General features: G+C 41.1%; 19 protein-coding genes and 1 pseudogene. 7 read left to right on the top strand and 13 right to left on the bottom strand.

The features are described from left to right. Nucleotides 1-647: 647 nt before the first annotated feature. Nucleotides 648-1,964: a D-alanyl-D-alanine carboxypeptidase family protein gene (locus tag H1S01_RS07325; RefSeq protein ID WP_188039436.1), complete on the top strand. Its 1,317-nt coding sequence runs from the start codon at nt 648-650 to the stop codon at nt 1,962-1,964. 390 nt (nt 1,965-2,354) lie between these two features. Here the strand turns inward: H1S01_RS07325 and H1S01_RS07320 are convergent, their stop codons facing one another. Both H1S01_RS07320 and H1S01_RS07315 read right to left on the bottom strand, forming a co-directional pair. Beyond that, complete coding sequence (locus H1S01_RS07320) at nt 2,355-2,957, bottom strand: hypothetical protein (RefSeq protein WP_188039435.1); 603 nt, start codon at nt 2,955-2,957, stop codon at nt 2,355-2,357. 72 nt (nt 2,958-3,029) lie between these two features. After that, on the bottom strand, nt 3,030-4,223 hold the full coding sequence (locus tag H1S01_RS07315) for an MFS transporter (RefSeq protein ID WP_243237130.1): 1,194 nt from the start codon (nt 4,221-4,223) through the stop codon (nt 3,030-3,032). A 247-nt stretch (nt 4,224-4,470) separates the two neighbouring features. Here H1S01_RS07315 and H1S01_RS07310 point away from each other — a divergent pair, with 247 nt between their 5' ends. The 6 genes from H1S01_RS07310 to H1S01_RS07285 all read left to right on the top strand — a co-directional run bounded on the left by H1S01_RS07310 (nt 4,471) and on the right by H1S01_RS07285 (nt 8,826). Then, the gene (locus H1S01_RS07310; RefSeq protein ID WP_188039433.1) at nt 4,471-4,806 is read left to right on the top strand and encodes a MerR family transcriptional regulator; all 336 of its coding nucleotides are present in this window, start codon (nt 4,471-4,473) and stop codon (nt 4,804-4,806) included. A gap of 285 nt (nt 4,807-5,091) precedes the next feature. Continuing rightward, entirely contained in the window at nt 5,092-5,808 is a 717-nt protein-coding gene (locus H1S01_RS07305; RefSeq protein ID WP_188039432.1) for a LolA family protein, read from the top strand. 445 nt (nt 5,809-6,253) lie between these two features. Continuing rightward, entirely contained in the window at nt 6,254-6,607 is a 354-nt protein-coding gene (locus tag H1S01_RS07300; RefSeq protein WP_188039431.1) for an ArsR/SmtB family transcription factor, read from the top strand. A 97-nt stretch (nt 6,608-6,704) separates the two neighbouring features. Next, nucleotides 6,705-7,043: an arsenite efflux transporter metallochaperone ArsD gene (gene arsD / locus H1S01_RS07295; RefSeq protein WP_341479052.1), complete on the top strand. Its 339-nt coding sequence runs from the start codon at nt 6,705-6,707 to the stop codon at nt 7,041-7,043. After that, nucleotides 7,043-7,930, top strand: coding sequence for an ArsA family ATPase (locus tag H1S01_RS07290; protein ID WP_188039430.1), 888 nt, complete (start codon nt 7,043-7,045; stop codon nt 7,928-7,930). Before arsD ends, H1S01_RS07290 begins: the two co-directional genes overlap by 1 nt. After that, on the top strand, nt 7,927-8,826 hold the full coding sequence (locus H1S01_RS07285; protein ID WP_188039429.1) for an ArsA family ATPase: 900 nt from the start codon (nt 7,927-7,929) through the stop codon (nt 8,824-8,826). Before H1S01_RS07290 ends, H1S01_RS07285 begins: the two co-directional genes overlap by 4 nt. Here H1S01_RS07285 and H1S01_RS07280 read toward each other — a convergent pair. The 11 genes and pseudogenes from H1S01_RS07280 to H1S01_RS07230 form a co-directional block, all read right to left on the bottom strand. Continuing rightward, on the bottom strand, nt 8,770-9,075 hold the full coding sequence (locus H1S01_RS07280; RefSeq protein WP_188039428.1) for a hypothetical protein: 306 nt from the start codon (nt 9,073-9,075) through the stop codon (nt 8,770-8,772). The genes H1S01_RS07285 and H1S01_RS07280 overlap by 57 nt on opposite strands. Nucleotides 9,076-9,369: 294 nt before the next feature. Continuing rightward, nucleotides 9,370-9,750 carry an MmcQ/YjbR family DNA-binding protein gene (locus tag H1S01_RS07275; RefSeq protein WP_188039427.1) on the bottom strand — a complete coding sequence of 127 codons (381 nt, stop codon included), beginning with the start codon at nt 9,748-9,750 and terminating at the stop codon, nt 9,370-9,372. A gap of 870 nt (nt 9,751-10,620) precedes the next feature. Then, nucleotides 10,621-14,235: a DEAD/DEAH box helicase gene (locus H1S01_RS07270; protein WP_188039426.1), complete on the bottom strand. Its 3,615-nt coding sequence runs from the start codon at nt 14,233-14,235 to the stop codon at nt 10,621-10,623. Beyond that, nucleotides 14,222-15,181 carry an aminotransferase gene (locus tag H1S01_RS07265; RefSeq protein WP_188039425.1) on the bottom strand — a complete coding sequence of 320 codons (960 nt, stop codon included), beginning with the start codon at nt 15,179-15,181 and terminating at the stop codon, nt 14,222-14,224. Before H1S01_RS07265 ends, H1S01_RS07270 begins: the two co-directional genes overlap by 14 nt. Nucleotides 15,182-15,823: 642 nt before the next feature. After that, nucleotides 15,824-16,122, bottom strand: a pseudogene (locus H1S01_RS22500) (ATP-binding protein); the annotation flags it as partial. Nucleotides 16,123-16,501: 379 nt separating this feature from the next. Next, the gene (locus H1S01_RS07255) at nt 16,502-19,813 is read right to left on the bottom strand and encodes an ATP-binding cassette domain-containing protein (protein ID WP_188039424.1); all 3,312 of its coding nucleotides are present in this window, start codon (nt 19,811-19,813) and stop codon (nt 16,502-16,504) included. After that, entirely contained in the window at nt 19,794-20,825 is a 1,032-nt protein-coding gene (locus H1S01_RS07250; protein WP_188039423.1) for a radical SAM protein, read from the bottom strand. Before H1S01_RS07250 ends, H1S01_RS07255 begins: the two co-directional genes overlap by 20 nt. Next, nucleotides 20,822-21,448, bottom strand: coding sequence for a nucleoside/nucleotide kinase family protein (locus H1S01_RS07245; protein WP_188039422.1), 627 nt, complete (start codon nt 21,446-21,448; stop codon nt 20,822-20,824). The genes H1S01_RS07250 and H1S01_RS07245 overlap by 4 nt, the downstream gene beginning before the upstream one ends. Beyond that, nucleotides 21,414-22,556 carry a radical SAM protein gene (locus H1S01_RS07240; RefSeq protein WP_188039421.1) on the bottom strand — a complete coding sequence of 381 codons (1,143 nt, stop codon included), beginning with the start codon at nt 22,554-22,556 and terminating at the stop codon, nt 21,414-21,416. Before H1S01_RS07240 ends, H1S01_RS07245 begins: the two co-directional genes overlap by 35 nt. A 54-nt stretch (nt 22,557-22,610) precedes the next feature. Further along, nucleotides 22,611-23,576, bottom strand: coding sequence for a radical SAM protein (locus tag H1S01_RS07235; protein WP_188039420.1), 966 nt, complete (start codon nt 23,574-23,576; stop codon nt 22,611-22,613). Next, the gene (locus H1S01_RS07230) at nt 23,570-24,670 is read right to left on the bottom strand and encodes a radical SAM/SPASM domain-containing protein (protein ID WP_188039419.1); all 1,101 of its coding nucleotides are present in this window, start codon (nt 24,668-24,670) and stop codon (nt 23,570-23,572) included. Before H1S01_RS07230 ends, H1S01_RS07235 begins: the two co-directional genes overlap by 7 nt. Nucleotides 24,671-24,937: the final 267 nt, after the last annotated feature.

Here is a 24,937-nt window from a genome sequence, read left to right as displayed (position 1 = left end):
TGGGTGGGATTTGTTCTTGTTGAGGAGTTTGAAGTTGGGGCCAAACCGGGGGTGACGCCTGGGGTAAAGAAGGCACGCCATAGTCTGGACGTTTTGCTTGTGTGGGAGGGACTTCCATTAAGGGAAAAGTCCCCGATGAAAGAGGACGGGTTACCGATGGATCAAAATTCGCTATCCCGCAGTATGGGCACGTGCTGTGCATTTGTGGATCGTAATAATGTCCATTGGAACATCGCTTCATCGTTATCTCATCCCACCTTTCTATTTCATGGTGGCTGCGCCACTCGACATCATCCTTTTAGAACCTACTCATTAAAAATTGTCTTTCCGCTTACCTTTTTCATTTTATTGGCGTTAGTTTTAAAGTATGTAAAGAAATCCCTAGGAACATAAATGAGCTTCACTACACAACAAAAAAATCGGAGCAATATTCCTAGCCTGGGAATATTGCTCCGATGATACGGTTCTTTTTCACTTTAGGCAGTCCGTAAAAGACCAAATCGTACGAATGCGATACCTCAAAATGCCTTCAATGATCGCCAGAGGAAGCTGGTTTTTCCATATCCAAATCAAGAAAAATATATTAAAATATATGTCGAATATTGTCGAGTACAATTTGAAAAGGAGCCATTCTAGAAAGGTTTGAAATGAATATAATGTATTTGTTTAAATGGAAACATAAGAGACGATTAAGATCAATACGTTTGCTTGGTTCCATGCTTATGGTTTTAACTATACTTATTCCTACGCCGGTAAATGCGGCAAGCACAGCATTACCTGAAATTCGAGGAGAATCTGGTTATCTTCTTGATATTCAATCTGGACAAGAAATATACAGTAGAAACGCTAACGAAAAACTAGAGCCAGCAAGTACAACCAAGATTATGACCGCTCTTTTAGCTATCGAATATGGAAATTTAAATGATAAGGTAACCATTACAAATACGGTTACTGATAGTAAATTAGTATACGGAACAGTCATAAATTTGACGCCAGGCGAGACGTTAACTCTGAATGATTTATTATATGCTACGCTCCTAGATTCTGCAAACGATGCTGCTGTTGCTATTGCGGAATATATAGGTGGGAGTGTACCTAATTTTGTTGACATGATGAACGCTAGGGCTCAACAAATAGGTGCAACACAGACTCATTTTGTGAATCCTACTGGTTTAACTGACCCGCAGCATACAACAACTGCACACGACTTAGCGTTGATCGCCCGTGTCGCCTATCAGAATCCAATATTTGATCAATATATAAAAACAAAAGAACATTTGATCACTCGTACCGTACAGGGTCAACCAACTCAAATGATTAATGAGAATAAGCTGTTATGGCGTGACCCGCATGTTGACGGCATGAAAGTAGGCTTTACCTCTCAAGCATTAAATTGTTTTGTTGCTACATCGACAGTGAATGGACGCAGTCTAGTAGGAGTGTTATTAAAATCACCGGTGGGAACTATATGGAATGACATGTCCCATCTTTTTGAGTACGGTTTTACTCAAACAAGCAATATAGTATACAAACCATCAGGAGCATCCGTTGGTTCAATAATGGTAGGTTCTAAATCAGTTAACTTAAATCTAGCAAAACCAATTTATTTAACGAAAACGGTTGATGGACAACTGCCAACTGTCAATCTTCAAGTTAAACCCGTAACAAATAAAAACGATCAAGTAAAAGAAAATGAAGAAGTTTCCAATGTTGAGGTCTGGAGCGGAAACAATCTCCTAAGCACTATTCCTCTCTTATCATCGGAAGAAACTGTACCTCCCACAACACCTTTAACCACTATGGATATTAATGATGATGGTAAATATTTATATGTTAAATGGTTTGTAGTTTTACTATTGGTTATTATGGCACTTCGGACATATAGCAACTTACAAATAATAAAACGTAACAAATTGCGAAGAAACAGAAAATCTATAGATAGAAGTGAGACTTCTATGACCTAAACCTTGATTTACAGACCGTACAAAGACATTATATCTCTACTTATCTTTTCCTCAGACTCATTCGGTAGCTCACTTTGCGGTAGCAGCAGCGATGAAGGCGTAACGGCGGAAAACGTATTTGGCGGTAAACTGATTTACGAACCCGATTCGGTCAAAGCGACTCAACTGCTTTTAGAGCGCATCGTTCAGAAGCGGGTGGCGTTGGGGATATCGGTTTTTTCGAGGAGGATGGGCACGGACACATTGAAAAGTTAGCCAGTTGCCTCAGTTTTGAATCGGCCCCTAACGTGACGCCTACAGTGGTTTAAAGAGTATAGAGTAAAGGTCCAGGATGAGAAGTCCTGGACCTTAGGAACAACTGCTCAAAGGTCTGATCCAAAGAGTTACTTTTCATAAGACCGTTATACTTTCGGATATACCTAATTCTAAAACCCAGCTATCATGGAGCCACTTCTCGGTGATTCTGCCGTTTTCCCATTTAATTCCTTGCTCAAAGGTAATTATATTCTCGTCAGGACCAACGATTACCCATGCCCATGTGTCGTCCTCTGCCATATAACACTTAAATTTCATACCCGTGATAACTAGTTTTCTACCGTTTATACCGATTTGTTCATCGTGGGGACGAATCCAGTGATTGTCCAAGCGTTCAAATAACCCGGGTTGAACCGACTCTAAAAACAACTTTGCTACGTCTTTTGTCCTTTCTTGAGAGGGTAGTCTTTGATCAGAAACAAACCGTTGATCCATCCAAGTTAATCCTAAAAGCTTTAGCGTCTTTTGTTCTACGGTAAATGAATAATGCTCTCCACCTAATAAATGGTTTCCATCCGACTTTACATAACGAAAAATCCAAACAGCTGACTCATTTTGCGTACCGCACCGAACCTCTTTAAGTTTGTATTCTCTAGGAACTTCAATAACCTTCAATACCTCTTCTAATGCCGTTTCGTATGAATTTCTCGGGGTAAATTCCTCTTGAATTAAACCCATTGTATCCACCTCTTTTATTTTACGTAAATTAGGTCGTCACAAAACGAAACTTGCGCCATGATAAAATTTCCGTCAAGTTCTCTCGGGCTTAATTGCGTAAGACGATATGAGTCCAATGCCGAGAAGTAACGCAAGAACCCCAAAGGTAAAAGGAACTGTACCCTTTTTTAACAATAACGTTACCACAATAGGTCCTAACGTAGCTCCGATAAATAATATAAACGTGTATAAGGTTACGGCAGTTCCCCGAAGAGTGCCCGCTAGTTGGCCAACAAGTGAAATAAGTGTTGGTACGGTTATTGATATTCCAGTAACAAAAACCACACTGATGATGATAAGAAGGTTGAGATTCGAACTAATACCGAGAAAAGCCAAGCCTAATACCGCTAAACTTAAACCTCCTCGCAGAACTCGATAGACACCATATCTTTCAACAAAACGGCCCACAAACGGGCAAAGGAGCATTCCAATAATTCCTGCGGATCGGACTGAAAGGATTTGCTGACTGGTGAGATTGAATTGCGTGCTTAAGTAGTTACCAAAGGCTGTATACATACCGACAAAAGAAAGCAATAAGGTAACCGTAATCATATAGCAGAAAATAAGTGGTTTTTTCTTAACAATTATTGCCATTTGTTCTATAGTCTTTTTTAGACTATCCTCTTGATTTTGATTCTCTCCTTTAGGGATCAACAAAGCGACAAAGATCGCGGTAACTAAATATACAACTCCAAGATAATAAAACACTGCGTGCCAATTTTGAACCTGACTTATATAACTGCTGTAGACCTGACCTGTGATCCCAGCTGTTAAAAATCCCGTACTAACAAAAGAAATTGCTGTTACTCTTTTTCTAATTGAGAAAAACTCGACAATATAAGCCAAGGCGGATGGTGCAAATGTCGATGCAATAAATCCCTGTAAGCCCCGAAGAAAAACCAGGGCTAGAAAGTTATGAATTATCCCTAAAAGCGGGGACAAAATCGCCAAACTGACTAGACCGAATAATATAATTTGTTTTCGTCCATAACGAAACGATAGAGGTCCAAAGAATAATAGACCAATAGCATAGAAAAACGAAAAGACACTTCCGGTCCAAGCAGCTTGATCTGGCTTAACTTTGAATGTATCTGAGATAGCAGATACCAAGGGAATAGTTACGTAAAGACTGGATACTACTACCAAGCCACACCAAAAGAGAATGGCAATGATCAATGAGTCATTCCGCCTCTTTTTTTCTAGAGCCAATGCGCTTAGATTCGTCAAGAATAGCCACCTCTTCATGTTTTTGATTAAACTAAAGATGTTTAAACTGTAAGACTTCTGGATTTTTTTGGGGACATGTATTGCATCACCCCCTTCAGGCCGTTTGTTTAAATCATTTGGCGTTCTATTACGTTAATTGTAACCTAATTACAACGGTTGTCAATTGGGTTCACGAAAAATTTTCTATTTGTAACTAAACTACTTTTGATGTAAAATATCTACACAAGAAAGCATTAAGGGGATTCCTATGAGCGAAAAAAGAGACGTTAATTCATTACTCGATCTCGATTTTCTACAAAAACTCGTCGTGGCTATTGGAGAAGTAGCGGAAATAACAGGTGTACCTACGAGAAAGATACGCTATTGGGAGGAAAAAGGGATCATTAGTTCTGTGAAAGAGGGAGAAGGAGCGACTCGTAGGTATGACTACCTAAACATAAAGAAAATCCTTTTGATTCAGGAATTGATGGACGAAGGTTTCACTCTTGACGCTGCTGCCAAAAAAGTCGAAAATCGAATGAAGAACATAAATGAAGTCTTCTTTAGATTAGTAAACAATGTACAATCAAATGAGGAGAACTAATCATATTAGCGTAACTTATTAGACGTATGTTGAATTTACGTAAAGCAGGAAAGTTCCAGGATGAGAGTCCTGGGCTTTTTTGTGTTATATGTGATTTGCATGCATCGCTGTGAGGTTTTTACCTTTTTAACGACGTCATAGAAATCTCCAGCATAGCCAAATTGTCTAATAATATTTACATGACAGGTCCATTTGTTTAAATAACTGGATAAAAGTTAAATTCTAATTACAACTAATTACATTTATGCCATAATGTTATTGAATACCACAAAGGGGGAGTTTGCGTTGAAAAAAGTCTTTTCGGTGTTACTCGGAACTATTCTAGTCGCCACACTAATATCGGGATGTGGCGGAGGGCAACAAACACAACCGAGCACTCAGACTAGCAGCACCTCTCATCAAGAAGCTCAAGCACCAAACACTTCGGATGATCTAAAAACCCTTTTAGCAAAAACCAAAGATATTAAAACTATTTCCTACACCATGGTTATGACAAGTGATGGAAAAGAGCTTGCTAAATCAAAAATGTGGATGAAGGGACCTAAATTAAAAATGGAAATGTCCGACGGACCGATGAAAGGTATTTTTTATGTAGATTCGGATAAAAAAGTCGCTTATACATACATCCCGGAGCAGAACACGGCTATGAAAATGGATATGGCACAGTTTGAAAGTAAAAAGAATAAAACACCATTGGATTATGGTGAGCAGTTAGAGACCGATGAAACAAAGTATTCAATCCTTGGAGATCAAGAGCTTCGTGGAGAATTGTGTAAAGTCATTGAAACTAAAGACAAGGAAAACGTATCAAAACTTTGGATTAGTAAAAATCTCGGACTGCCGATTCGAGTCGAGTCTAAGGATAATGGTACTCTAAGTACGATAGACTTTATCGATTTCGAAACCGCCGATATTCCCGACGGCCAATTTGAGTTACCTACTGGGGTACAAATCGTGGATATGAACGATCTTATGAAGGGCATGCCTAAGGCTAGTAATTAAATTGGTATTTGTGACGCCTACCGAGGTTTTTAATTGTAAAAAGTCGTAAAAAATAAGTTAAGCCAGGGACGATGTCCTTGGCTTTTTGTATGTTATTTGACGTTTAAAGAAATAAGCTGACTCCGTATTTAATACCAGCGTCAGCTTATTTCTGAGTAGAACCTAATTGGGCGAAGAGTTTGAAATAAAGCTTGTTTCGCCACCAAAGCAACTGGAATAATTGTTTGTTGCAACTATTTTAGATGCCATGAATTGCACGAGGCACTACTTTATCTTTTCCAATATAAAAGCCTACCTTATGCTGTTGTAAGTCCACTATTTAGTATAAAAACCGTTCTCATGTTCACACCTCAAAACTTATGCAACCGCTTTTGACAAAATCCCCTATATGCGTATAATCAAATATAAGCAACTACCGATTATTTATTTGATTTACGGAGGGCTAATGGAAACAATCGAGCTTCTAAAAGCACTCGGCGATCCAACCCGACTTCGAATGATAAACTTACTTTTGAAGGGCCGTTTGTGTGTCTGTGAGATTGAGTCGATCCTCCAAATCACCCAGTCAAATGCGTCCCGTCATTTGACAAGGTTGAGAACCACCAATCTAATCGTTGCAGAAAAACAAGCGCAGTGGGTATACTATGCCATAAATCAACAGACACTTTCCCAAAATCCCTTTATTGCCGTTCTGTTTGAGCAAGAGTTGAAGCAAAACAAGACTTTAGCGGGGGATCTGATCAGGCTGAAAAACAGCAAAGAATCGGCCGATAGATGCGTGCCACTACCTTCGTTGTAGAAAATATAGTTTACTGAGTTGTAGGCTTCATATGAGTATATGAATTTATACTCATATACTCATGTGAAAAGAATATATTCTTTTGGAGGAAATAACGGTGAAAACAGAGACACAACCCCTAGATTTGCGGATCGAATTTTTCGAACCACCGATGTGTTGCCCCACCGGAATCTGTGGCCCAAGTGTCGATCAAAAGCTAGTGCAATTGAACGAAAACATTCAACTCCTAAAAAACAAATACCCCGGTATCATCATTGAACGATATATGATCAATCGGCAGCCCCTAAAGTTTCAAGATAACCCAGAGGTACTTCAACTTGTCCAGGATCAAGGGATGAAAGCTCTTCCCATCACCACAATCAATGGAAATATCCTAAAATACGCTCAATATCCAGAACTAACCGAAATAGAGCAATCGATCTCCGGAGGTCAATAATGGAAACAAAATTCATTTTCTTTTCCGGAAAAGGCGGTGTAGGCAAAACATCCATGGCTTGCACAACCGCCGTGCGTTGTGCTGACCAAGGCAAAAAAACACTCATCGTTACCACTGATCCCGCAGCGAATCTGTCCGATGTATTCGAACAGGAAATTGGACACAACATCACGCTGATTCAAGGAACAAGCAACTTGTTTGCTATGGAGATCGACCCGGATAAGGCGACAGAAGAATACAAGGAACGCCTTTTAGCGCCGATGAAACAACTCTTTTTGGACGAAGAGATGATTCATGTTGCAGAAGAGCAGATAAGCGGACCGTGCACCGAAGAGATGGCCTCCTTCGATAAGTTCGTTGATTTTATGGAAGACAGCGAATATGAGGTTATTATCTTTGACACTGCGCCAACAGGCCACACCATTCGATTGTTGGAGTTACCGGTGGACTGGAGCAAACATATTGAAGAAAGTGCCAAAGGAAGCGGTCAGACTTGCATGGGGCCGGTGAGCCTTATCCAAGAGAACAAACAAAAGTTTGATGCGGCGATTTCTAAACTTCGCGACAAAACTCGAACAGAATTTATCTTTGTTATGCAACCGGAACAAACCTCACTCGATGAAACTCTACGGGCATCAAATGAGTTAGAGCGCCTTGGCATCCCTACCTCGAAGTTAATCATTAACGGTATCATCCCGAGTTCGGAAGTCGTCACTCCCTTCTTCAAAAAACGCCATGAAATGCAACATGCCAATATTGAAAAAGCAATGAAGACGTTTTTACACATAGAAATAAAAACAATGGAACTATTTGATACCGAATTAAAGGGCCTTGATATGTTCCGGCTATCCGGTGAAAAGCTATTCTCAGGAGTGGAGATTAAATGAACCCGATAAACACACTATTACTCCCGAACGAACAATCCAAGAGACTTATCTTCTTCTCCGGAAAAGGAGGGGTTGGAAAGACTTCTATGGCCTGTTTAACCGCGCTGCATGTGGCTAAACAAGGGTTTCGTACCCTTTTGATGACCACCGACCCAGCCGCGCATATTGGAAATATACTCGAGCAGACGGTTACAGACAGTGTGACTGAAATACCAGGCATAGACAATCTATTTGCCGTTAAGATTGACCCAAAATCTGCTGCCGAAGCGTACAAACAGCAAATACTTTCCGAAGCCAGCCAAAAGTTTAGTGAAAATACCGTACTTGGCATGAAAGAAGAATTGGATTCCCCTTGCACCGAGGAAATGGCGTCATTTCAAAAATTCATCGAAATCGCCGGTCGCGATGATTTCGAAGTGATTGTTATTGACACGGCTCCGACAGGCCACACCCTAAGACTATTAGAACTACCAATGGATTGGAGTAAACAGATTCAACTCAAGGTCGACGGGATTGGTGAACTCAGTGAAGAAGATCAAAGGGAAAAAGGTAAATTTGATCATATGATATCGCTCATGAAAGACCCTTCGATCACCACATTTGCGTTCGTGATGTATCCAGAAAAGACTCCAATCGTTGAGGCGTTCCGAGCGTCCCAAGAATTAGAGTCATTTGGCATAAGAACACAACTTGTAGTGGCTAATTTGGTCATACCCGAAGAGCAAGCGGTCACTCCCTTTTTTAAAAAGCGACGAGAAATGCAAATGAGCTATATCGAGCAGATCCGTTCAAAATTTACAGAAGCTACTCTTCTTCAGGTTCCTTTGTTCGACCAAGAGCTAAAAAGGTTGGACTTCCTGAATGACGTTGCAGAGGCGATCTTTTCTCTGCAATAAGTTTTCAGATTCCTCGATTACAGATGCTAAAATTAATTCCCAGTAGGGAATCGGATTATCTTCAACCAAGCGACAACCTAGGATGGGATCTTCATTAATCGCCAGTTTCAGTGCTTTCCGTAGAAGGTTTTCATCGATCCTCCCGGAAAGCTTTGTAATGGTATTAATTTCTTGATTGGCACCTTTATAACCTTGTATGTGGTTAAATAAATCGAGGGGACTTGCGGGTATTCGAATGGACGATGACAAGATAGTACCTCCTGACAAAGTAATCGATTCTGTTAATTTCTCTATCGCGAAAGATGCTTAAACCTCTCTTCTTTGAGACCGATCTCAGCAACAATATGCCACTAACACAATAATTAAATTCCCGATACCAACATAAAAACACCCTGCCGACGAAAAAAGCCGATTATGAGACCTAACCCCAATTTTACGGTCTCGATCCGGACTTTCGGAGGTTTTATAGACGGAAAAACGCTCCTTGGTTCGTACTTTTCAATGAAAGATCAGCTACACAACAAAAAAATCGAAGCAATATTCCTAGCATGGGAATACTGCTCCGATGATACGGTTCTTTTCCACTTTAGGTAGCCCGTTAAAGACCAAATCGTACGAGTGCGATATCATTTCTTTGACTTCATCGCAAGGAATGGAACCATCCATAAGAACAGTGTTCCAGTGCTGCTTATTCATGTGATAACCCGGTGTGATTGCGCTGTACTTTTCTCGAAGCAAAAGCGCCAGCATGGGATCGCATTTAAGATTAACTCGAAGGGTATCTCCGTTTGTGAAGACTAAGGCAAACATCTTACCACCGACGCGATAAACAGTCGTTTCAAAGTCAAACGGATACGTTTCCTCGGTTCCGGGTTTGGTCATCATGTAGCAATGTAGCCATTGATATGTAGCTTTTTTGTCCATGTTCACCACTCTAAAAGGATGCCTCAGGCCATCCTTACTACAGAACAATTAATTCATAATCTCGACTACCCAAACGAATTTCTTCATCATGTTTCATTCTGTCTGCCAGTCGATTCCGTTGGCTGTAACCGGGAAAAGAAAAGACGGGAAGGCTATCCTAAACGTTATATACTACTTCCCGTTTTCCTTATCGTTTCAAATTATTACCAAAAAGATAAACACCGCTTTCGAGCTTCGCAACCCGAAAGCGGTGTTTACCTTCAGTCTGAAACGCCGCAAAGTGCTGCGTTTTTATGTTGCTGTTCAAACTCAAAAAGGATAGGAAGTAAGCTGTATACGTAAGATCCAAGCCGTTCTTGTTTCCACACAGAAAATTGATTTTAAGAAAAATTATTTGATAGATTGAGAGTAATATATCTAACCTTTGATTACATTCTCACGGATTCTGATAACAGTCTCAAACTTTTTGAGAACCCACAAATGTAGATTGAAAACAAAGTTGTATACTTTGACAGTAAAAATTACTTGATTTTACGCAGACTACTTACGAAATAAAATTGTATACTAACATAGCAGTATTTAGATTACCGAAAAAATAAGTTGTATACCATAGGAATTTAATCCTTAATTCCTGCCACTGGTTTTAACTCTCTTGTTTTGGACAGTCTAAAGTGTGCTACCTCAAATTGAATGATTACCAATCAGATGAGACACCGAATTTCCACCTTTCCCTGCTAATTTAAGGAGTGTAGCAACCTGAAAGGGTAGTAAATAAAGGAGATGATTTCTATCGCTTATTACTATGTTCCCCGTCGATTCTTTAGAGAAGGAAACAAAATAGTTGTTCAAAGAAAATGCACAGGTTACACGTTAGTATACAATATACTTTCGCACAGTAGCCTTTCCATTTTTAACTTGTAACACGTAATCGCTTGGAACATCACTAGTACCCATCATATCAATTTGAGCTTGTGACCTGGCTAATTCGTAACCTGATGCATCAATCCACTGTATCGTGTTTTCTACTTCTATGGGAATCACATTATAGCGTACCCGTCGACCATTAGTTCCGGTAAGTTTCGCCTTTACAGAAATATTATCCACTCTACTACTATCTCTCTTCGGACGGCTTCGGCGCCATTCAAGAAATAGTTGAGGGTTAATAAAACTTTCAGCATCTAAACCCCCGTACAAATTCTTCAACCAAGTTTCGTATTCACTACGTAACTCTAAAGCTTCAGATCGAGTATGTGATAAGCCTTGGGAAAGTGCAAAAGCAACGAATGGCTCAAGTGTTCCCCATCGTAGAAGTTCTCTCACCCAAAAGCCGAACCAAGGCAGACCTGTAATTTCTCGCCACAAGTTAAGAGAGGGTATTTGCAATGGAGCACTAGAACCGGAAGACCATGAATAGGCTACAACGGCACCTATAGTAATACCTAATCGAAACTCAAAATTATCAACAACAAAACGTTGCCAAGCGCGAAGCTCTTGTGGTTCCGGGCCTTTGACATTCTCAACATTCATCCACCATGAAAGTACATTTTTCCAATTTTTTAAGAGTATTTGGTCTGTCACGGTACGGGGAGCTCGAAAACCAAAACCTCGGTCATTCGATATTATATCACCTAAAGAATCGAAAACTACAATACGTTCATTTTCAGACATGGTACCATAATTTGATGCATTTTCAATTACTTTACGTATACGAGGAACTACTTGTTCAAATCGTCGTCCAAGATATGGTGGAAATCCGTATTGGTAAAGGCGCCTTCGTTCATCTGCGTCAGGGTATACAACTTCGATAGCCGCTCGTCCCCTTCGAATAAAAGCCTTTTCAAGCCAAATTTCTTGTATGGACGCAACACTAGAAAACGTTTTTTTCCACAGTTTTGCTAAAAATGCTTCAATTTCTGAACCTCTTAGATCCCTGGATTCTACTTGACGTATTTCCTCCAAAGCACTGATTAAAATACCATCAAGCTCATCAATGCAATCCGCCAATCGGGCCTCTGGTGATGACATACCTGTACCAGCTTCTTGGCTGATTTCATCTGGAGCTATAGTATCTAGCCATTCTAGAAATTCACCCGAAGTTTTACCATATAGTTTTTCCACAAGCTTAGCTATAGTATCCAATAGAAGAGCAAGTGGACTGTTCGTCTCTTCGCGTACCATCTTCGGGTTTTGAAGATTATTTATTAATGTATCATAGACGCGATTAAGATTAACAATTTGCTTTACTTGATTTGGTATCTGTGCTGGAGCAGTAGTTGACGGTTTCTGTGGTACAGCTATTAATGTCATCCCTTCCATTCCATTTGTCGTACCAGGTCGTCCTGCTCGTCCCGCAAGATTATTGAATTCCGAGACGCTTAGTGGAGTAATAATTTGTTTATTGATAGAGAAATCGTACGATCTACGTGTTAAGGAAGTTAAAAAAATAATATCAAACGGTAAGTTGACACCCTCGGTCAAAGTTGCTGTGGCAACCGTGATTGGACAGATACGGAGATCAATTAAATTAATCATCAACCTACGAAGCCGTTGTGGCATCTGACCATGATTGCTCGCAATCCCCCTCTTAAGAAGAAAATATTCGTAAGAATTTATACCACAATAATCTTTGCAAGCTTCAAGAGTCTCTATGTACTTAGCAAGCAGTACTTCATCCTTAGGTGGCTTAAAATTAATATTTTCCCAGCCGTTTAGTTCAAATGCATCTTTATACCAACCCATTGTTTGCTCAGGTTCCTGAGCAATAGAGATAAGAATACGACGCTTTTCGCCCACTAGATGCAAGGCCGTCCACAAAACTGACAGTTCAGTAAATCGATAAATGCTATTCCGCATTGTAGCCGGAAGATTGGGCATTCTGGGAAGGCGAAGAGGAATGTAAACGGGTTCATTACGACCGCGTACATATAACGGCTGTCCATTCATTAATTCAAGGAGCATACGTCCAGAAGAGTCCGTTGAAACTTCAAGTTTTCCAACAAGCTGCCTTGTACTACGATAGTTCGTTCCAATAGCTTCCGCATCTTGCCTACCTTCTGTCCATTTAGCAACAGGTAATGATGCTCCCCCTGCAACTGCCGTTAACGCAATTCTAGATATACTAGGCGATAACATGAGTAGCCTTGAAACAAACGCTTCTAATTTAATTGAACGGTTTGTATGATCTGCAAATGAACGACGACTATTCTCATTATCCTCTGGCACAACCAGATGAGCTTCATCCAAAATAAGCAAGCGAAGACGTGCAACTAAAAAAGGACATAAAAAACGCATAAGTGCATCAGCCTTCTCAACAGTTGCAATAAGAACCGTCGGTTGGTCAGCAGCCAACCAATAATCTGTTATGCCCCAATCCGTCCCCCCATAAAGTCCAGTAATTACGAGGTCCTTACCAAACTCGTTAGTTAGTTTATCCTCAACCTCAGTAGCAAGCGCTCTTGAAGGTACAAGGTATAGACCCAAAGGTGCTGGAACAACCTCGTCCTTTAACAACAATTCTTTGATTATCGCAAAAGTAGCAACTAGTGTTTTTCCAGATCCTGTCGGAGTACAGAGGGCAAAAGAAGAACTGTTTAATAGCCTATTAAGACCTTGGCGTTGGGAAGACCAGAGTATTCCTCGTCGACGTTTAAATTGTCTACGTGCAAAAGTAAAAAGTCGTTTTTGATGGCGCTCGCTTGACTGAGTAATTTGTTTAATCGGTTTGTAGATACTCGATTCGTTATACTCTATAGCAACATTACATAAAAGTGTGATCAACAGCGATACATCGTCACTAAATACACGGACAGCCAGCTTGTCAAGAGCATATAGCTTATCCAAAGCTTTCTCAAGGCGCTGATCATCGCCATGACGCAAAGAATCGGCAATCAGACCTAAACTGCGAACTAGTTCTACTGTAAAGTACCATGATATATTGTCATCATTCTCATTATCTAAAAGTCTTTTTCCTTGAGAGTAATTTGTTAATTCTTGATTTTCACTCCAAAACATCGCCACATTTTTTATTACACCATCAAAATCCGCTTTTAGGAAACTGGAATATAATTGCGCTCCACTTTCTCGAACTTCCGCTTGAACTAGAAGGCTAGATGCCATTGCTGGTAAACCTCCTAGTTGATATGCTCCTGCAGCAAAAAGAGCTATCGGTGCTATTGTACTTATTTGGTCCTTTGCACGCATTAGCCATTCTAATAATTCACCCGCACGACGATAACATAAAAGTGCATTTGGTGACGAATATCCTTCCAATTGCCGATAAATTTCAGCAGCATGAATGAGTCGACGTGCATCATTTAGCTGTCCAAAGGATTCATCTTCTCCCCATTTAATCATAGGAACATTCCAGGAATTTTGTAAACACCTCACAAAAGAACGGGCTTGCACTGGTGTTAGATTTTCTTCACTTGCAATCAACTGTCGAATTGTATTTGCAACTTCTAACCTTTCGTCATCATGCGGAAGCATTATTATCTCCTTCCGTCCAAAGGTTATCGTAGATAGAGTCAATAAGTCTTTCACCTTCACTGAGAAATACTTCAACGACCTGTAGATCGTTACCAGCCACGTACTCATTTGGGGCATTTTCCCACGTTATGAAAGGAAGTCCTTTTTCTCGTTTACTATCAACATTTCCGACAATTAAAACGAGGTCTGTCCGTGGGATTGGTACCGGATCCCTTAAAAGAAGTGCCTTATCCATTGAAAGTATCGCTGCTGAATATCCATTAGGATCGCATTCCTGAAGTAGTCGCTGGAGTTGTCGTACTCCATGAGGAATCTGTGTGTCTGTATTTAAGTTATGCCAGATACCTCCGAGTCGAACACGTTTTTCTCCTTTTGTAGTCCACTTTCCTAGTAATAATTCTTCAATAACTGAGTCCTTCAGGTTGCTTCGCCATTTAGCTTCACCAGCAATAAAACGGACAACTGAACCATCCCTCCCTAAAGATATTCCTATAAAATCCGAGCCAAGACGACCAAAAACCGCACGGGTTCGTTTTTCGTTACGAGCCAAATCAAAAAGATACTTTTCTGCATCTGCATGGTAACGAAAAAGGAATACCGGTACTAACCATTTATGCTGCCCAACAAATGTATAACTTTCTGTAATTAGACCTGCCATGACCTCACCAAAAAGCCCACGTCGTGCACTTTCAGGTAAACATTTAGGATATAAAGCATGATTGGCGTCATCATCGACGTCTGGATGAAGATCAATTCCTATAACTGCATGGAAATATTCACGGGCATCAAGATGAGCGGACTCAAAATATTGCCTTAATTCATCAAGCAACTCTTGTTTACAATCACACCTCTGTTCAAGTAATAAATGCCCATAGTTTCCTTTAGTCGAAGGGTATTCCCTCAACCATTTACTAAGTTCTTCAATTGGGGGTGGACATGTATGCATCCAAATCATCCTTTCCATGTACTTGTTCCGACGTACTATGAGCAAAGAAAGCTAAAAATGCTAAGCAAAAAACAGTTAAAAACTGGGTTGTTAAAAACAACTATTGATTCATCAGTCAAAACAAATAAGTATTTTACTTTAGTTAAAAGTTCTACAAGATAAGCAAAGTTAGATGAGTATTTATTCATACCAAAAACAAGCTACATCTTAAAATAGTTTTATCCGTACTCTTAGTTTTGTTAGTCTGTTCTTTAAAAGTTGTTCAAACAATTTCATAAAGGGGGTTAAACACTGAATAATAGAACTAATCTATGACAGAGAGTGACCAAAAGCAAAAAGGCTATGACTCAATTTCATCATAGCCTGCGACCAAGGTTCATCAGTATATTAAATAGTAACTAATTCTATGTTCAAATAATTCTTTAACCACAATGGATCCCTGTCCCTTATATTTAAAACTTATCCAAAGACATTGTCCCATATTTCTTTCATTTTCGCAATACATACGCCAGGTGTTAGCGTTGAAGTAAAATACGGCATTTTTTGCCGCTGTACACCACCTGTAAAATTGAAAATTATCTTGGATCTTCATCCGCCAAAATTCGGTTAAGGGGGGGCCAAGCGGCAACCGTCGCCTCGCATTTAAACATTCGCGCTTGTGCATAAACCGGTTAAGCATACCGCAGTGATGACCGTGTCGCCGAGGAATTCACCACATTCTTCAAAGCTCTTCTTGGAGGTAGGGATTACAGAAGTTTGCTGATAGAGCCTGTTGATAAATTCAAATAGTTGACGCGCCTCTTCCTCGTTATCGGTTGGAACTCAACCTCATCAAGGATGGCAAGGTTGGATCCGTACAGGGCTTTTAGCTTTTTACGACTACCGCTGGAGACGGTTTCGGCTTTAAGGGCGTAGATGAAGTCGTCCATGCTGATAAAGCAAACGGAGTAACCGCATCAATGCTTTGATGCCTAACGATATCGCCAAATGCGTTTACCCCACGCCTTATGGTCCAAGAAACATAATATTGTACGCACTTTCCAATCAAGCCAGATCAGTCATTTGTTTCATCATCGCTTAGAAATACTGTTTCGAAAGCTAGAAGCGAACGTTTCCAGTGTGGCCTCATGGGGGAACATTAACCGCTTTAGTCTCCTCAAGCGCTAACCTCTGGATCAATGGCTCTTTTAGACATAAAAAATACTCCCCTTGAAGTGACAGATTTTATTATTTCATCTGTCTACCACAAGGGAAGTATATCAGCTTCATACAGGTTCTCCTTGTCATTTTTATATTTTTGGAGACAGGATAATAAAAAAGTTACTTCTTGCTCTTTAAGAAGGCCAATAGTGATTTCAAGGTCGATTTTTCCAGTTCTTTCAGCTTAGCCATGATTCTGGCTGACCTATAAGTCCCTTCCAGCACCTCAAATTCGGGCAGATCAGAAACTCTGCCGAATAGCCAGGTTTTCGCTAGTACACCTTGAATCATCTGTCCAAGCCCATCGGAAGATATCCCTTCTCCCGAACAGTGACTGCAGGTAATATAATAAGCATCGACAATGTCTTCTGGGCTTTCAACTTTGAATCGTCCTTTCCCTAGACACGTGGGACAGGGAGCATTCTTCTTTAGGCGCTGTATTTCTGTGTTAACTTTTTTATAGCCCAGCACTTCCCAGACCAATGCGTCCCCATCATGGCTAAAGGATGCAAACTCTGCGATGATCACATCTTTCGTTTGTGCAATTTCTGGGTCATCGCAGAGCGTCACTTCGTTATTTTGGGAGAGTTTACGGAGAAGGTCATCTTCCAAGGTGAAATAGGGGAGGACATTGTTAAAGACAAAGTGAAAACCAAAAAATGATCGTTCTACGATTTCAAATAACTTTAGTCTTGCTTGGATGTCCCTTTGTAGCAAAGATACATCATCATTTGCACACGTCCCCTCAGGAAGAATCGTGGCAAGTCGCTGGATAACGGGGATGTCGGGGAAAGATTGCGCAATTTCTGACAGAGGAAGGCGCAACCATTCTCGAATGTCCCGCCCTTTGATGAAAAGTTCTCTTCTATGGAACAGCAGATCTCCATTGCATATGGGACACGTTTTCGTATGGCTTGATTTTTTCAGTACGTCCTTAAGCCAAGACTTGGAACTGCGCACATATTTCTGGATGAGGAATGTTAATCCTCTCCATCTGTAATAAGAACCTTTCTGTGAATACAAGAAAGAATGATCCCATACTCCGTACCACAGGGCTTTCTTTTCTTCATCATTCATATCTGCTTCAGCTTTTGCTAAATCAAGCTTTGTCGTTTTTTTGATTTCTCTAAATAAAAAGCGAATCTTCGAGAAGTTATAGTTCTTTAAGTGATCCATCGTTTCAACAGAAAGTAAACCATCCCATATTGATTTCCCCTCATTTAAGATCACTGCTTCTTTTTCAAAGGCAGTGATTTCACCAGTCCCTTTGCAGTACTTACATAACATCTCTTTGTTGCTGTAGTCGAAAAACTGCAATTCTTCATGGGAGAAGCCTGAATTCCCGACGATCCTGTTTGCCACATCTGCGATTTCAAAGACGTAGGTATGATGACTAAAAAGGTGATCATTTTCAAAGTCAATGGCGATCGTAGGTTCCAGATCTCTAGTTGGAATATCTCCATAGATCCAACCGGCTGTGGAAGAAAACTTTTTTAACAGACCACCATAAAACCGCTCTTTGCCGTCCGTAAAGAAAGCACTTCGATCACCCTCATCGGACAAGACTGACAAGCCGCTTCTCTCTTTGAGCGAAGATTGGACAGCGATTGGATTCGATGCCACCTTCTCACTCTTTTTCTTTTCTGCCCAATCGTGATAGGTGAGCACTTCAAGCTGTCGAATCGGTTCCAATGAGCGCTCCCCAAAGTCAATGACATAATCGGCATTGCTTAACATGTAAGGGTTATGTTCGACCATCCAGACTGTACTTCCACGTTTTTCAATCTGTTCACGAAGCGCCTTCACCAAATTATTGAGCAGATTTTGGGAAAGCCCTCTTGAAGGCTCATCAAATATGAGGATCTGCGGTTTATCCTGATCGGTGCCATAAGATTCATCTGAGAGATGGATGCATTGGAATTCACCTGTTGAAAGCGTTCGTATGGGACGACTTAACGTTAAGTAGCCTGATCCTAGCCGACAGAGGAAGATCAGTCTTTGAGTCACCGCGTGATCTACAGGGAGTTTATCGATGATTTCACCGATCGGATGGGAAAGCAACTCCTTCACAGTCAAAGATTGATTCACTTTTTTATGATAGAAGTCCGGATCATAACCTGTACCCTTACAAAAGGCGCATTCCAGAAGTTCCTCTTGTAAACCACTTCCGCCACAGTAACTGCAGCGACTGCTTTTCCCACCAGGCAAACTGCGCAACATGTCATTAACACCAAGAAAGGTAGCAATGGTAGAACGGGAAGTTACGGATTGATATTTCGCTTGCCCAATAAAGACGATTCGCCCATGATCATTAGCCACCTTAGGATTGGTGACTATGCAATCTCTCATCAACGTCGTCTTACCGCATCCCGATTCTCCGGTAACGACGACCAAACGATTTAACGGAAGCTTTGTCCGAGGGATTTGGACGTTTCGACAAAACAAGCCTTCTAGTGTTATCCACTGATGGGCCGCTTCTTCTGGTTTGGCTGGGATATGAGGTTCAATCGGATTTGTTTCTTTATCGACGATTTGACCACCTTCAGAGCCACTCCCTGGACCAAAGAACAACTTGCGTTCAGTGGTATTGAGCACCGTACGAGAATGGTCGATAAACCATAGCTGATTGGTTGAACCTAACTCTCTTATATTGGCCAGCACCTCTTGCAGGGAATTCTCGTCTAACCCGAGCGATAATTCATCGATGGCAATGACGGAAGATGAACTATGGGCAATAAACTCAGACAAAACAAGACGAGAAAATTCTCCTCCCGAAAGGGTCCCCACAACGCGACTTGACGATAAGTATCCAATCTTCATAGCCATCATGTTTCGAATAATCGTTCTTTCTTTTTGACCAAGTTCTAAGTCATCGGCGATCTGGCTGATTTGTTCAATGGGCAAGTCATGGATTGAGCATATGTTTTTCTTTCCAAAGCCTGTCTCTATCGTATAGTCAAGGATTTTGCTTGAATATCGACTGCCTACGCAATTCTGGCAAGTCACCCCTCTGAAGGTTCCACGGCCTTTACATTTGGGACACCAGTTGAGAGGAAGATTGAAGGAGAAGAATTCCGATGATTCACCTGTTTTTTGGGCAAAAGAACGACGGATGGCCCCAAAGATTCCCGTATGAGTGCCTACTGTCGATCGAGGATTTAGATTGGCCGTCAAATTTCTCAAGAACATGATAAAAGGAATTTCCAGAATTTCAAGGGCCCCGTGATTCGTAATACTCAGTTCACCAAAGAGGAATTGATACTCACTTTTGGGCAAGAGCGTGACGATACGTCTTTGTGATTCTGCCGATAGTACAGTGCAAAAAGAACTTTTTCCTGAACCGGAAAGCCCTGCAATCCCCAAGGAAGCATCATGAGGAAGCTGCAGACTGAGATCCTCGATATTGTGGTAATTAAGTCCCTGAACCTTCATTGAACACTCCTTTGATAAATTGATGAAGATGACCCCTGGCCTGGCAGAAATCATCTTCCTTTTCTTCTGCGAGGCAACCGCCACCACACCATTCGTAAATCGAACAATAGATGCAATCCTCTGTGAGTTTGTTACGATTTTTTTGATATATATTTTGCCGGTCTTGATGCAAGTGATTGCAATTAGAGATTTGCTTGTCTGGATATAAGGTGATAAAGGATTGACATTTCCCTTCTAAAGGTAAGTACTGGCAGATCTGATTCACATCTGTAGATAAGAGAGAGATGAACGGTTGGATCTGAATTTTCTCATACAATCTACGATTGAGCCAATCCGTCATGGTCTCTTTGATAAAGGATACATAGTCCGTCTCACTGAGCAGATATCGGTTGGCCTGGACCTTCGCTTGGTGATTTCGGCGGATTTTATTAATTGTCAAATAAGGCACACCGATGGAAATCAGTTCTTCGATAAAGAGGGTATAGGCAGAAAGATTCGCTTGATGTGCTACAGATACAACGCCAACTGTGCCTAATTCACGCAAAACATCGGCGATCCGCTTGAGCACGATCTTCCGATAATCCTCACCAGGTAAGTGCCGAAGGGATATATCGCTTAGAGGATCGAGAGAAATGGAGACAGCCACATAAGCTTCTACTTCTTTAAAGATCTCAAGCCATTCTTCATCGATCAAGGTTCCATTCGTTTGAAATTGAATCATATGCTTTCCCGGTAAGGCTTCCTTGATCATATGGAGCATCTCTTTCATCCACGGTTTAGGGTATAAAAGGGGTTCTCCACCATGAAAAAGAAAGTTCACTTCACTGGAGTGAGAAATTTGATTCAAGAATTCCTTAAAATCATTAGGTTGAAGAAATGGGGACGCCTCAGCCCGTAGGTCATGTTCATAGCAGTAGGCACAGCGCATGTTGCAGGCACTACCTACCGTCTTCAGGATCACAGTGTGATATTGGGGAACACCGCTTTGGCTGCAACTATGGAGAGAAGTCACTCTTCTTCCTCCAGGTTGGCTTTCATCGAAAGCTGCTCAGTGATTTCATGGGCGGTATCGCGCATTTCTTGGTGCGTCAAGTTTTGAAGCACTCTCTTCTTCGTAACCTTCAGATGGTCAGAATGGTGGATGTAGTAGTCACGGAAAAAATTCAGATGCTCAAGGCTTTCCCGCCAGGTCGTCGGAATCGCTCGTTCAACTATCCGTTGCCGGGCAACCTCGGGAGATGTATCTAGGATGATGAGTTCATCAATCTGTATCTTTTGCCCTAAGTTTCCTTTGTGCTCTCTACCAAAACGATTAGCGAGCGTCGCTAAGTCCGTTAGAAGTCCACGGATGCAAAGGATGATGCCTTTGTATTTACTCAGATACTGCTCATGCAATCTGCGATTTGCACTTAACTTTTCAACCATTTCTGCATAAGGAAGGGATACGATTCCCTCTTCGATAAACTTTCTCACTTCCCCGCTTTCATCAAAACGATAAGAAGGTTGACCTACGATGGAGAGGGTTGAACTAGGGTCGTAACGAAAGTGCTCGTAGATGGCCTCCTTCAGATAGTTAGCAAGGGTATCTTTGCCACTACCATCAATTCCCTCGATCAGAATGAAATAGGGGAGCATTTTCGGCTTCTTTAAGGAGGGCTGGGTTGTCGTCGCCATAGAGGACGGTTTGTGAAAAGGTCCGGACAATGTCGGCTGGGTATCGATCTTGGATGTATTCATAAAAACTCCTTATCTTTTCTGTTGGAAGATAGCAGGTGTGGCCATCCTCGTGAGGACTTAAAAAGTCCAATATTTCTGGAGCGATTTCTTTAACACGATCATAGGTGACAGACGTGACAATTCCTTGAAGTAGGATACGTAAATATCGGTTTGAAAATTTACGTCGATATGCGTAACCATCCCTATCGTAGGAACAAAGGTAGGCAGTGTCACCAAGGAAGGTTACACTGTTATGGCCGAAGCCGATGATATCTCCTACTTCTTCGTATTCATGATTGGCATACCTTGAACAAGATGAGCCTTTTTTGATGAAGATAAAGCTTCCCTTATTTAAAGGGGAGTAGTGTTCCAAGTTAGCATTCGCCGCTTCGATGGACTGCTTGATCTTGAGAATATCTCCAGCTTTTTTGGGCCCTGTCTTCGGATAGATGGTGATGCTATCCGGTTGTAACTTTGCTGCACAAATAACGTCTTGTAGATCCAATGTCTGCTCAAAGAGCAGATCAAGATTGATCTGGGCTTCCGGTGTATGTGCTCGAATCATAGACAAGATGTCCCCTATTTCTTCAAAAGAGGTGGCCTCTCTTCGCCATTCCATCGAACGTCGCTGGTTGAATGTCTGAACACCAAATGAATAACGCGTAAATCGGTTAAGATCTAAATACTTCTTATTCCATCCGCTGGGGTGCACTTCCATGGATACTTCATTAGTCTCTTCTATGTAGTGATCTAAGGCTTCAAAAATCTCCTCCAGTTGGTCTGGTCGAAGTAAAGATGGTGTGCCCCCACCGAAATATAGGCTTTCTACAGTATTCTTCGAATCTACAAAGGGCAACAATTCATGGATTTGCTTTGTCAATTTCTCAACGTAAGTTGACTCAACGGAAGAACAACCAAAGGTTAGATTCGCTTTATAATGACAAAAGGAACAAGGGCGCCGGCAGAAAGGCACATTTACATAGATCGCGTATTTGGGGAATATGTTGCGCAGTTGATCTACGTTCATTGATTTATCCTGTCCTTTTCAAAAGTTGCGGTGTCGATTACGACAAAAGGAAAGCTACTTAATTTGGGCCAATAAATATTGGAGCTTCTCCTTCTCTTCAGCAGCGGCGACCACTGGAGACAAGTCAGCATCACCAAACCGATCAATGTACTCTTCCCAAGGACCTTCACAGAGGGGAGCGTAAAAACAGGCTTCGCATTTTTCTGTTTTCTTCTTTATCGCTAAGCGGACACAGTTCCATTCTAATATTTCTTCGTGCACCTGAGCGAAAAAAGTTCCACCTTCCCCTAAGTATTGAAGTTCACCAACAAGATAGGGATAGTTTGGGATGATACAGAAAGGGATTGCTTCAAATTCAATAGACATCTTCAGTTCCTCTGCTTTTTGGATGGCTTTCTTTAACTCATCCGCTATATCGCTGTATCGAGGGATTAATTCATCAAAGTTCACTCTTGCCCCACCTTGCCCATGAGGAAACGCCAGACAGACATGTTTCACCCCAAGATCATTGAGCAGGATTAATACTTCGGTAAGTTGATTTTTATTCATTTTGGAAATGACCATCTTCCCAATCACTTTTTTCTCTATGCCTGTCATTGAAGTAATCCCTTGGACTGTCTCTTCGAAACTTCCTGCTCTTTGCGTGATGGAATCATGGGTGGTTGCATCGGGGCCATGTAAGGCAACGATGAAGTGAATATCTTGAATCGCCTTCACGGATTCAATCAAAGATAGGTTCGATAGCAACCTTCCGTTGGTCTGCATTCGAATTCCCAAACCTAGATCTTTGCTTTTGTTCAGAAGAGATAGGAGATCATTTCTTATGGTCACTTCGCCGCCTGTTAGAACGATGTTTTTCGCACCATTTGAAGCGGCTTGCTCAATTTGTTCAACGCATTCTGCTGTCGTTAAATCAATGGACTTTCCTAAATTGATTAGCTTATCGCGACTATCCGCTATGACACAATGCTTACAATCGTTGTTGCAAGAGTATCCCACTTTAAGATCAAATGTTAACATAGTAACTCCTTTGTAAAACCAAATAACTCTCTTCGATGCAGGCAATAGTCTTCGTGGAGTTCAGGTGCGTATTTTTGGAAGTACCATCTCTGAGAGAGACAACCTCCCTGACAAAGTGACCAGATATCGCATTTTTGGCATTCTTCCATCATTTTTTTCAATTCCTGTACTTTTTCCGAATAGCTCAGCAGTTCAATGGCAACCCGAAATGAGTCAACGTCTTGCGTCTTGATGGGAAAATCTGCGATAGAGAAGCAATCACAGATGGACATCTTTCCATCGGGATAAAGGGTCGTAAAGTTCAGACATTTTTTCTGATTATAATTGCAATACTTAGAACCTACACCTTCGATTTGTTGGATTAAGCTCAGGAAAGGCTCAATTGGAAACTTCCTGTACCCACCTCTGTTGATGTATGAAAGGAACACTCCTTTCAGAAACTCCGTAAACTCTTGAGGTGTGATGCTATTCCTATCTAAACCACCAGGAATAACATCAAACAGAGGGTTGATTTTCACAAATCGCAAATTGTCGATACTAAGCAACATATCCACATAGGACTCTGTAAAATCTAAGGCATGCTTCGAGATGACACTGAGCAAGCCTGCCTTTTTTCCTATACCTTCAAGAAGCTTAAAGGCATGAATGATCGATTCAAAAGTCGGTTTGCCATCTTTAGTGACCCTGAGTTTATTCATCTCCGCCGTTCCATCTAGGCTAATGGCTACTTCAATGTTCAAATGCTTGTAGTGATTAAAAAGTAATTCCAGCCACTCATGGTCCAAAAGAGTTCCGTTCGTTTGAAGAAAAACCGATCGTATCTGTTCCTTATGGCGACTGATCAAGTCTAATAGCGAATCAAATCGCTCTTTCCCGATCATCAATGGCTCTCCGCCGTGCAGCATGATCTCAATGGGTTGTCCTATCCAGTTCAAAGAGTTCTCCAAGGTGAGCGGTGACATGGCCTCAATAAAATCCAGCTTTTTTCCTTTTTCAAAGCAATAATCACAGGAGATGTTACAAGCTGTTCCAGGCAGTTTGACGATCAGTTTTTGTGTTACATCCTCAGTGTAAAGGGGAATATTGCGCTTCATCAGTTAAACTCCTATTAGCGAAAAAGCAATGAACCGATCAAACTTTCTGATTTCTCGGTTGTGGTTCACCATAGCTTCTCAGTTTTCATTCTCAGAAACGTTTCTTTCCGTCAAAAAATAAGAAACCTAATGATTGGAGATCGAACAAGAATTCCCATTTGTTATCTCTCACCATTAGGTTTTTACGTTAATTTTCGCTAACCCTATTCCGGATATCTTACGTAAGGTGTCGCTGCTTTGCTATTTAGTTATTGTTCTAAGTACAGG

The organism is Heliobacterium chlorum, assembly GCF_014502795.1.
GTDB classification, from domain to species: domain Bacteria; phylum Bacillota; class Desulfitobacteriia; order Heliobacteriales; family Heliobacteriaceae; genus Heliobacterium; species Heliobacterium chlorum.
The sequence above is the reverse complement of the archived record's forward strand: the minus strand, read 5'-3'. Positions and strand labels throughout refer to the sequence as shown.

Coding starts and splice junctions, on each gene's coding strand:
- H1S01_RS07265 (WP_188039425.1), bottom strand. CDS start 15,181: ATGCATACATGTCCACCCCCAATTGAAGAACTTAGTAAATGGTTGAGG.
- H1S01_RS07320 (WP_188039435.1), bottom strand. CDS start 2,957: ATGGGTTTAATTCAAGAGGAATTTACCCCGAGAAATTCATACGAAACG.
- H1S01_RS07230 (WP_188039419.1), bottom strand. CDS start 24,670: ATGAAGCGCAATATTCCCCTTTACACTGAGGATGTAACACAAAAACTG.
- H1S01_RS07240 (WP_188039421.1), bottom strand. CDS start 22,556: ATGAACGTAGATCAACTGCGCAACATATTCCCCAAATACGCGATCTAT.
- H1S01_RS07235 (WP_188039420.1), bottom strand. CDS start 23,576: ATGTTAACATTTGATCTTAAAGTGGGATACTCTTGCAACAACGATTGT.
- H1S01_RS07310 (WP_188039433.1), top strand. CDS start 4,471: ATGAGCGAAAAAAGAGACGTTAATTCATTACTCGATCTCGATTTTCTA.
- H1S01_RS07300 (WP_188039431.1), top strand. CDS start 6,254: ATGGAAACAATCGAGCTTCTAAAAGCACTCGGCGATCCAACCCGACTT.
- H1S01_RS07275 (WP_188039427.1), bottom strand. CDS start 9,750: ATGGACAAAAAAGCTACATATCAATGGCTACATTGCTACATGATGACC.
- H1S01_RS07290 (WP_188039430.1), top strand. CDS start 7,043: ATGGAAACAAAATTCATTTTCTTTTCCGGAAAAGGCGGTGTAGGCAAA.
- H1S01_RS07270 (WP_188039426.1), bottom strand. CDS start 14,235: ATGCTTCCGCATGATGACGAAAGGTTAGAAGTTGCAAATACAATTCGA.
- H1S01_RS07285 (WP_188039429.1), top strand. CDS start 7,927: ATGAACCCGATAAACACACTATTACTCCCGAACGAACAATCCAAGAGA.
- H1S01_RS07255 (WP_188039424.1), bottom strand. CDS start 19,813: ATGAAGGTTCAGGGACTTAATTACCACAATATCGAGGATCTCAGTCTG.
- H1S01_RS07325 (WP_188039436.1), top strand. CDS start 648: ATGAATATAATGTATTTGTTTAAATGGAAACATAAGAGACGATTAAGA.
- H1S01_RS07245 (WP_188039422.1), bottom strand. CDS start 21,448: ATGCTCCCCTATTTCATTCTGATCGAGGGAATTGATGGTAGTGGCAAA.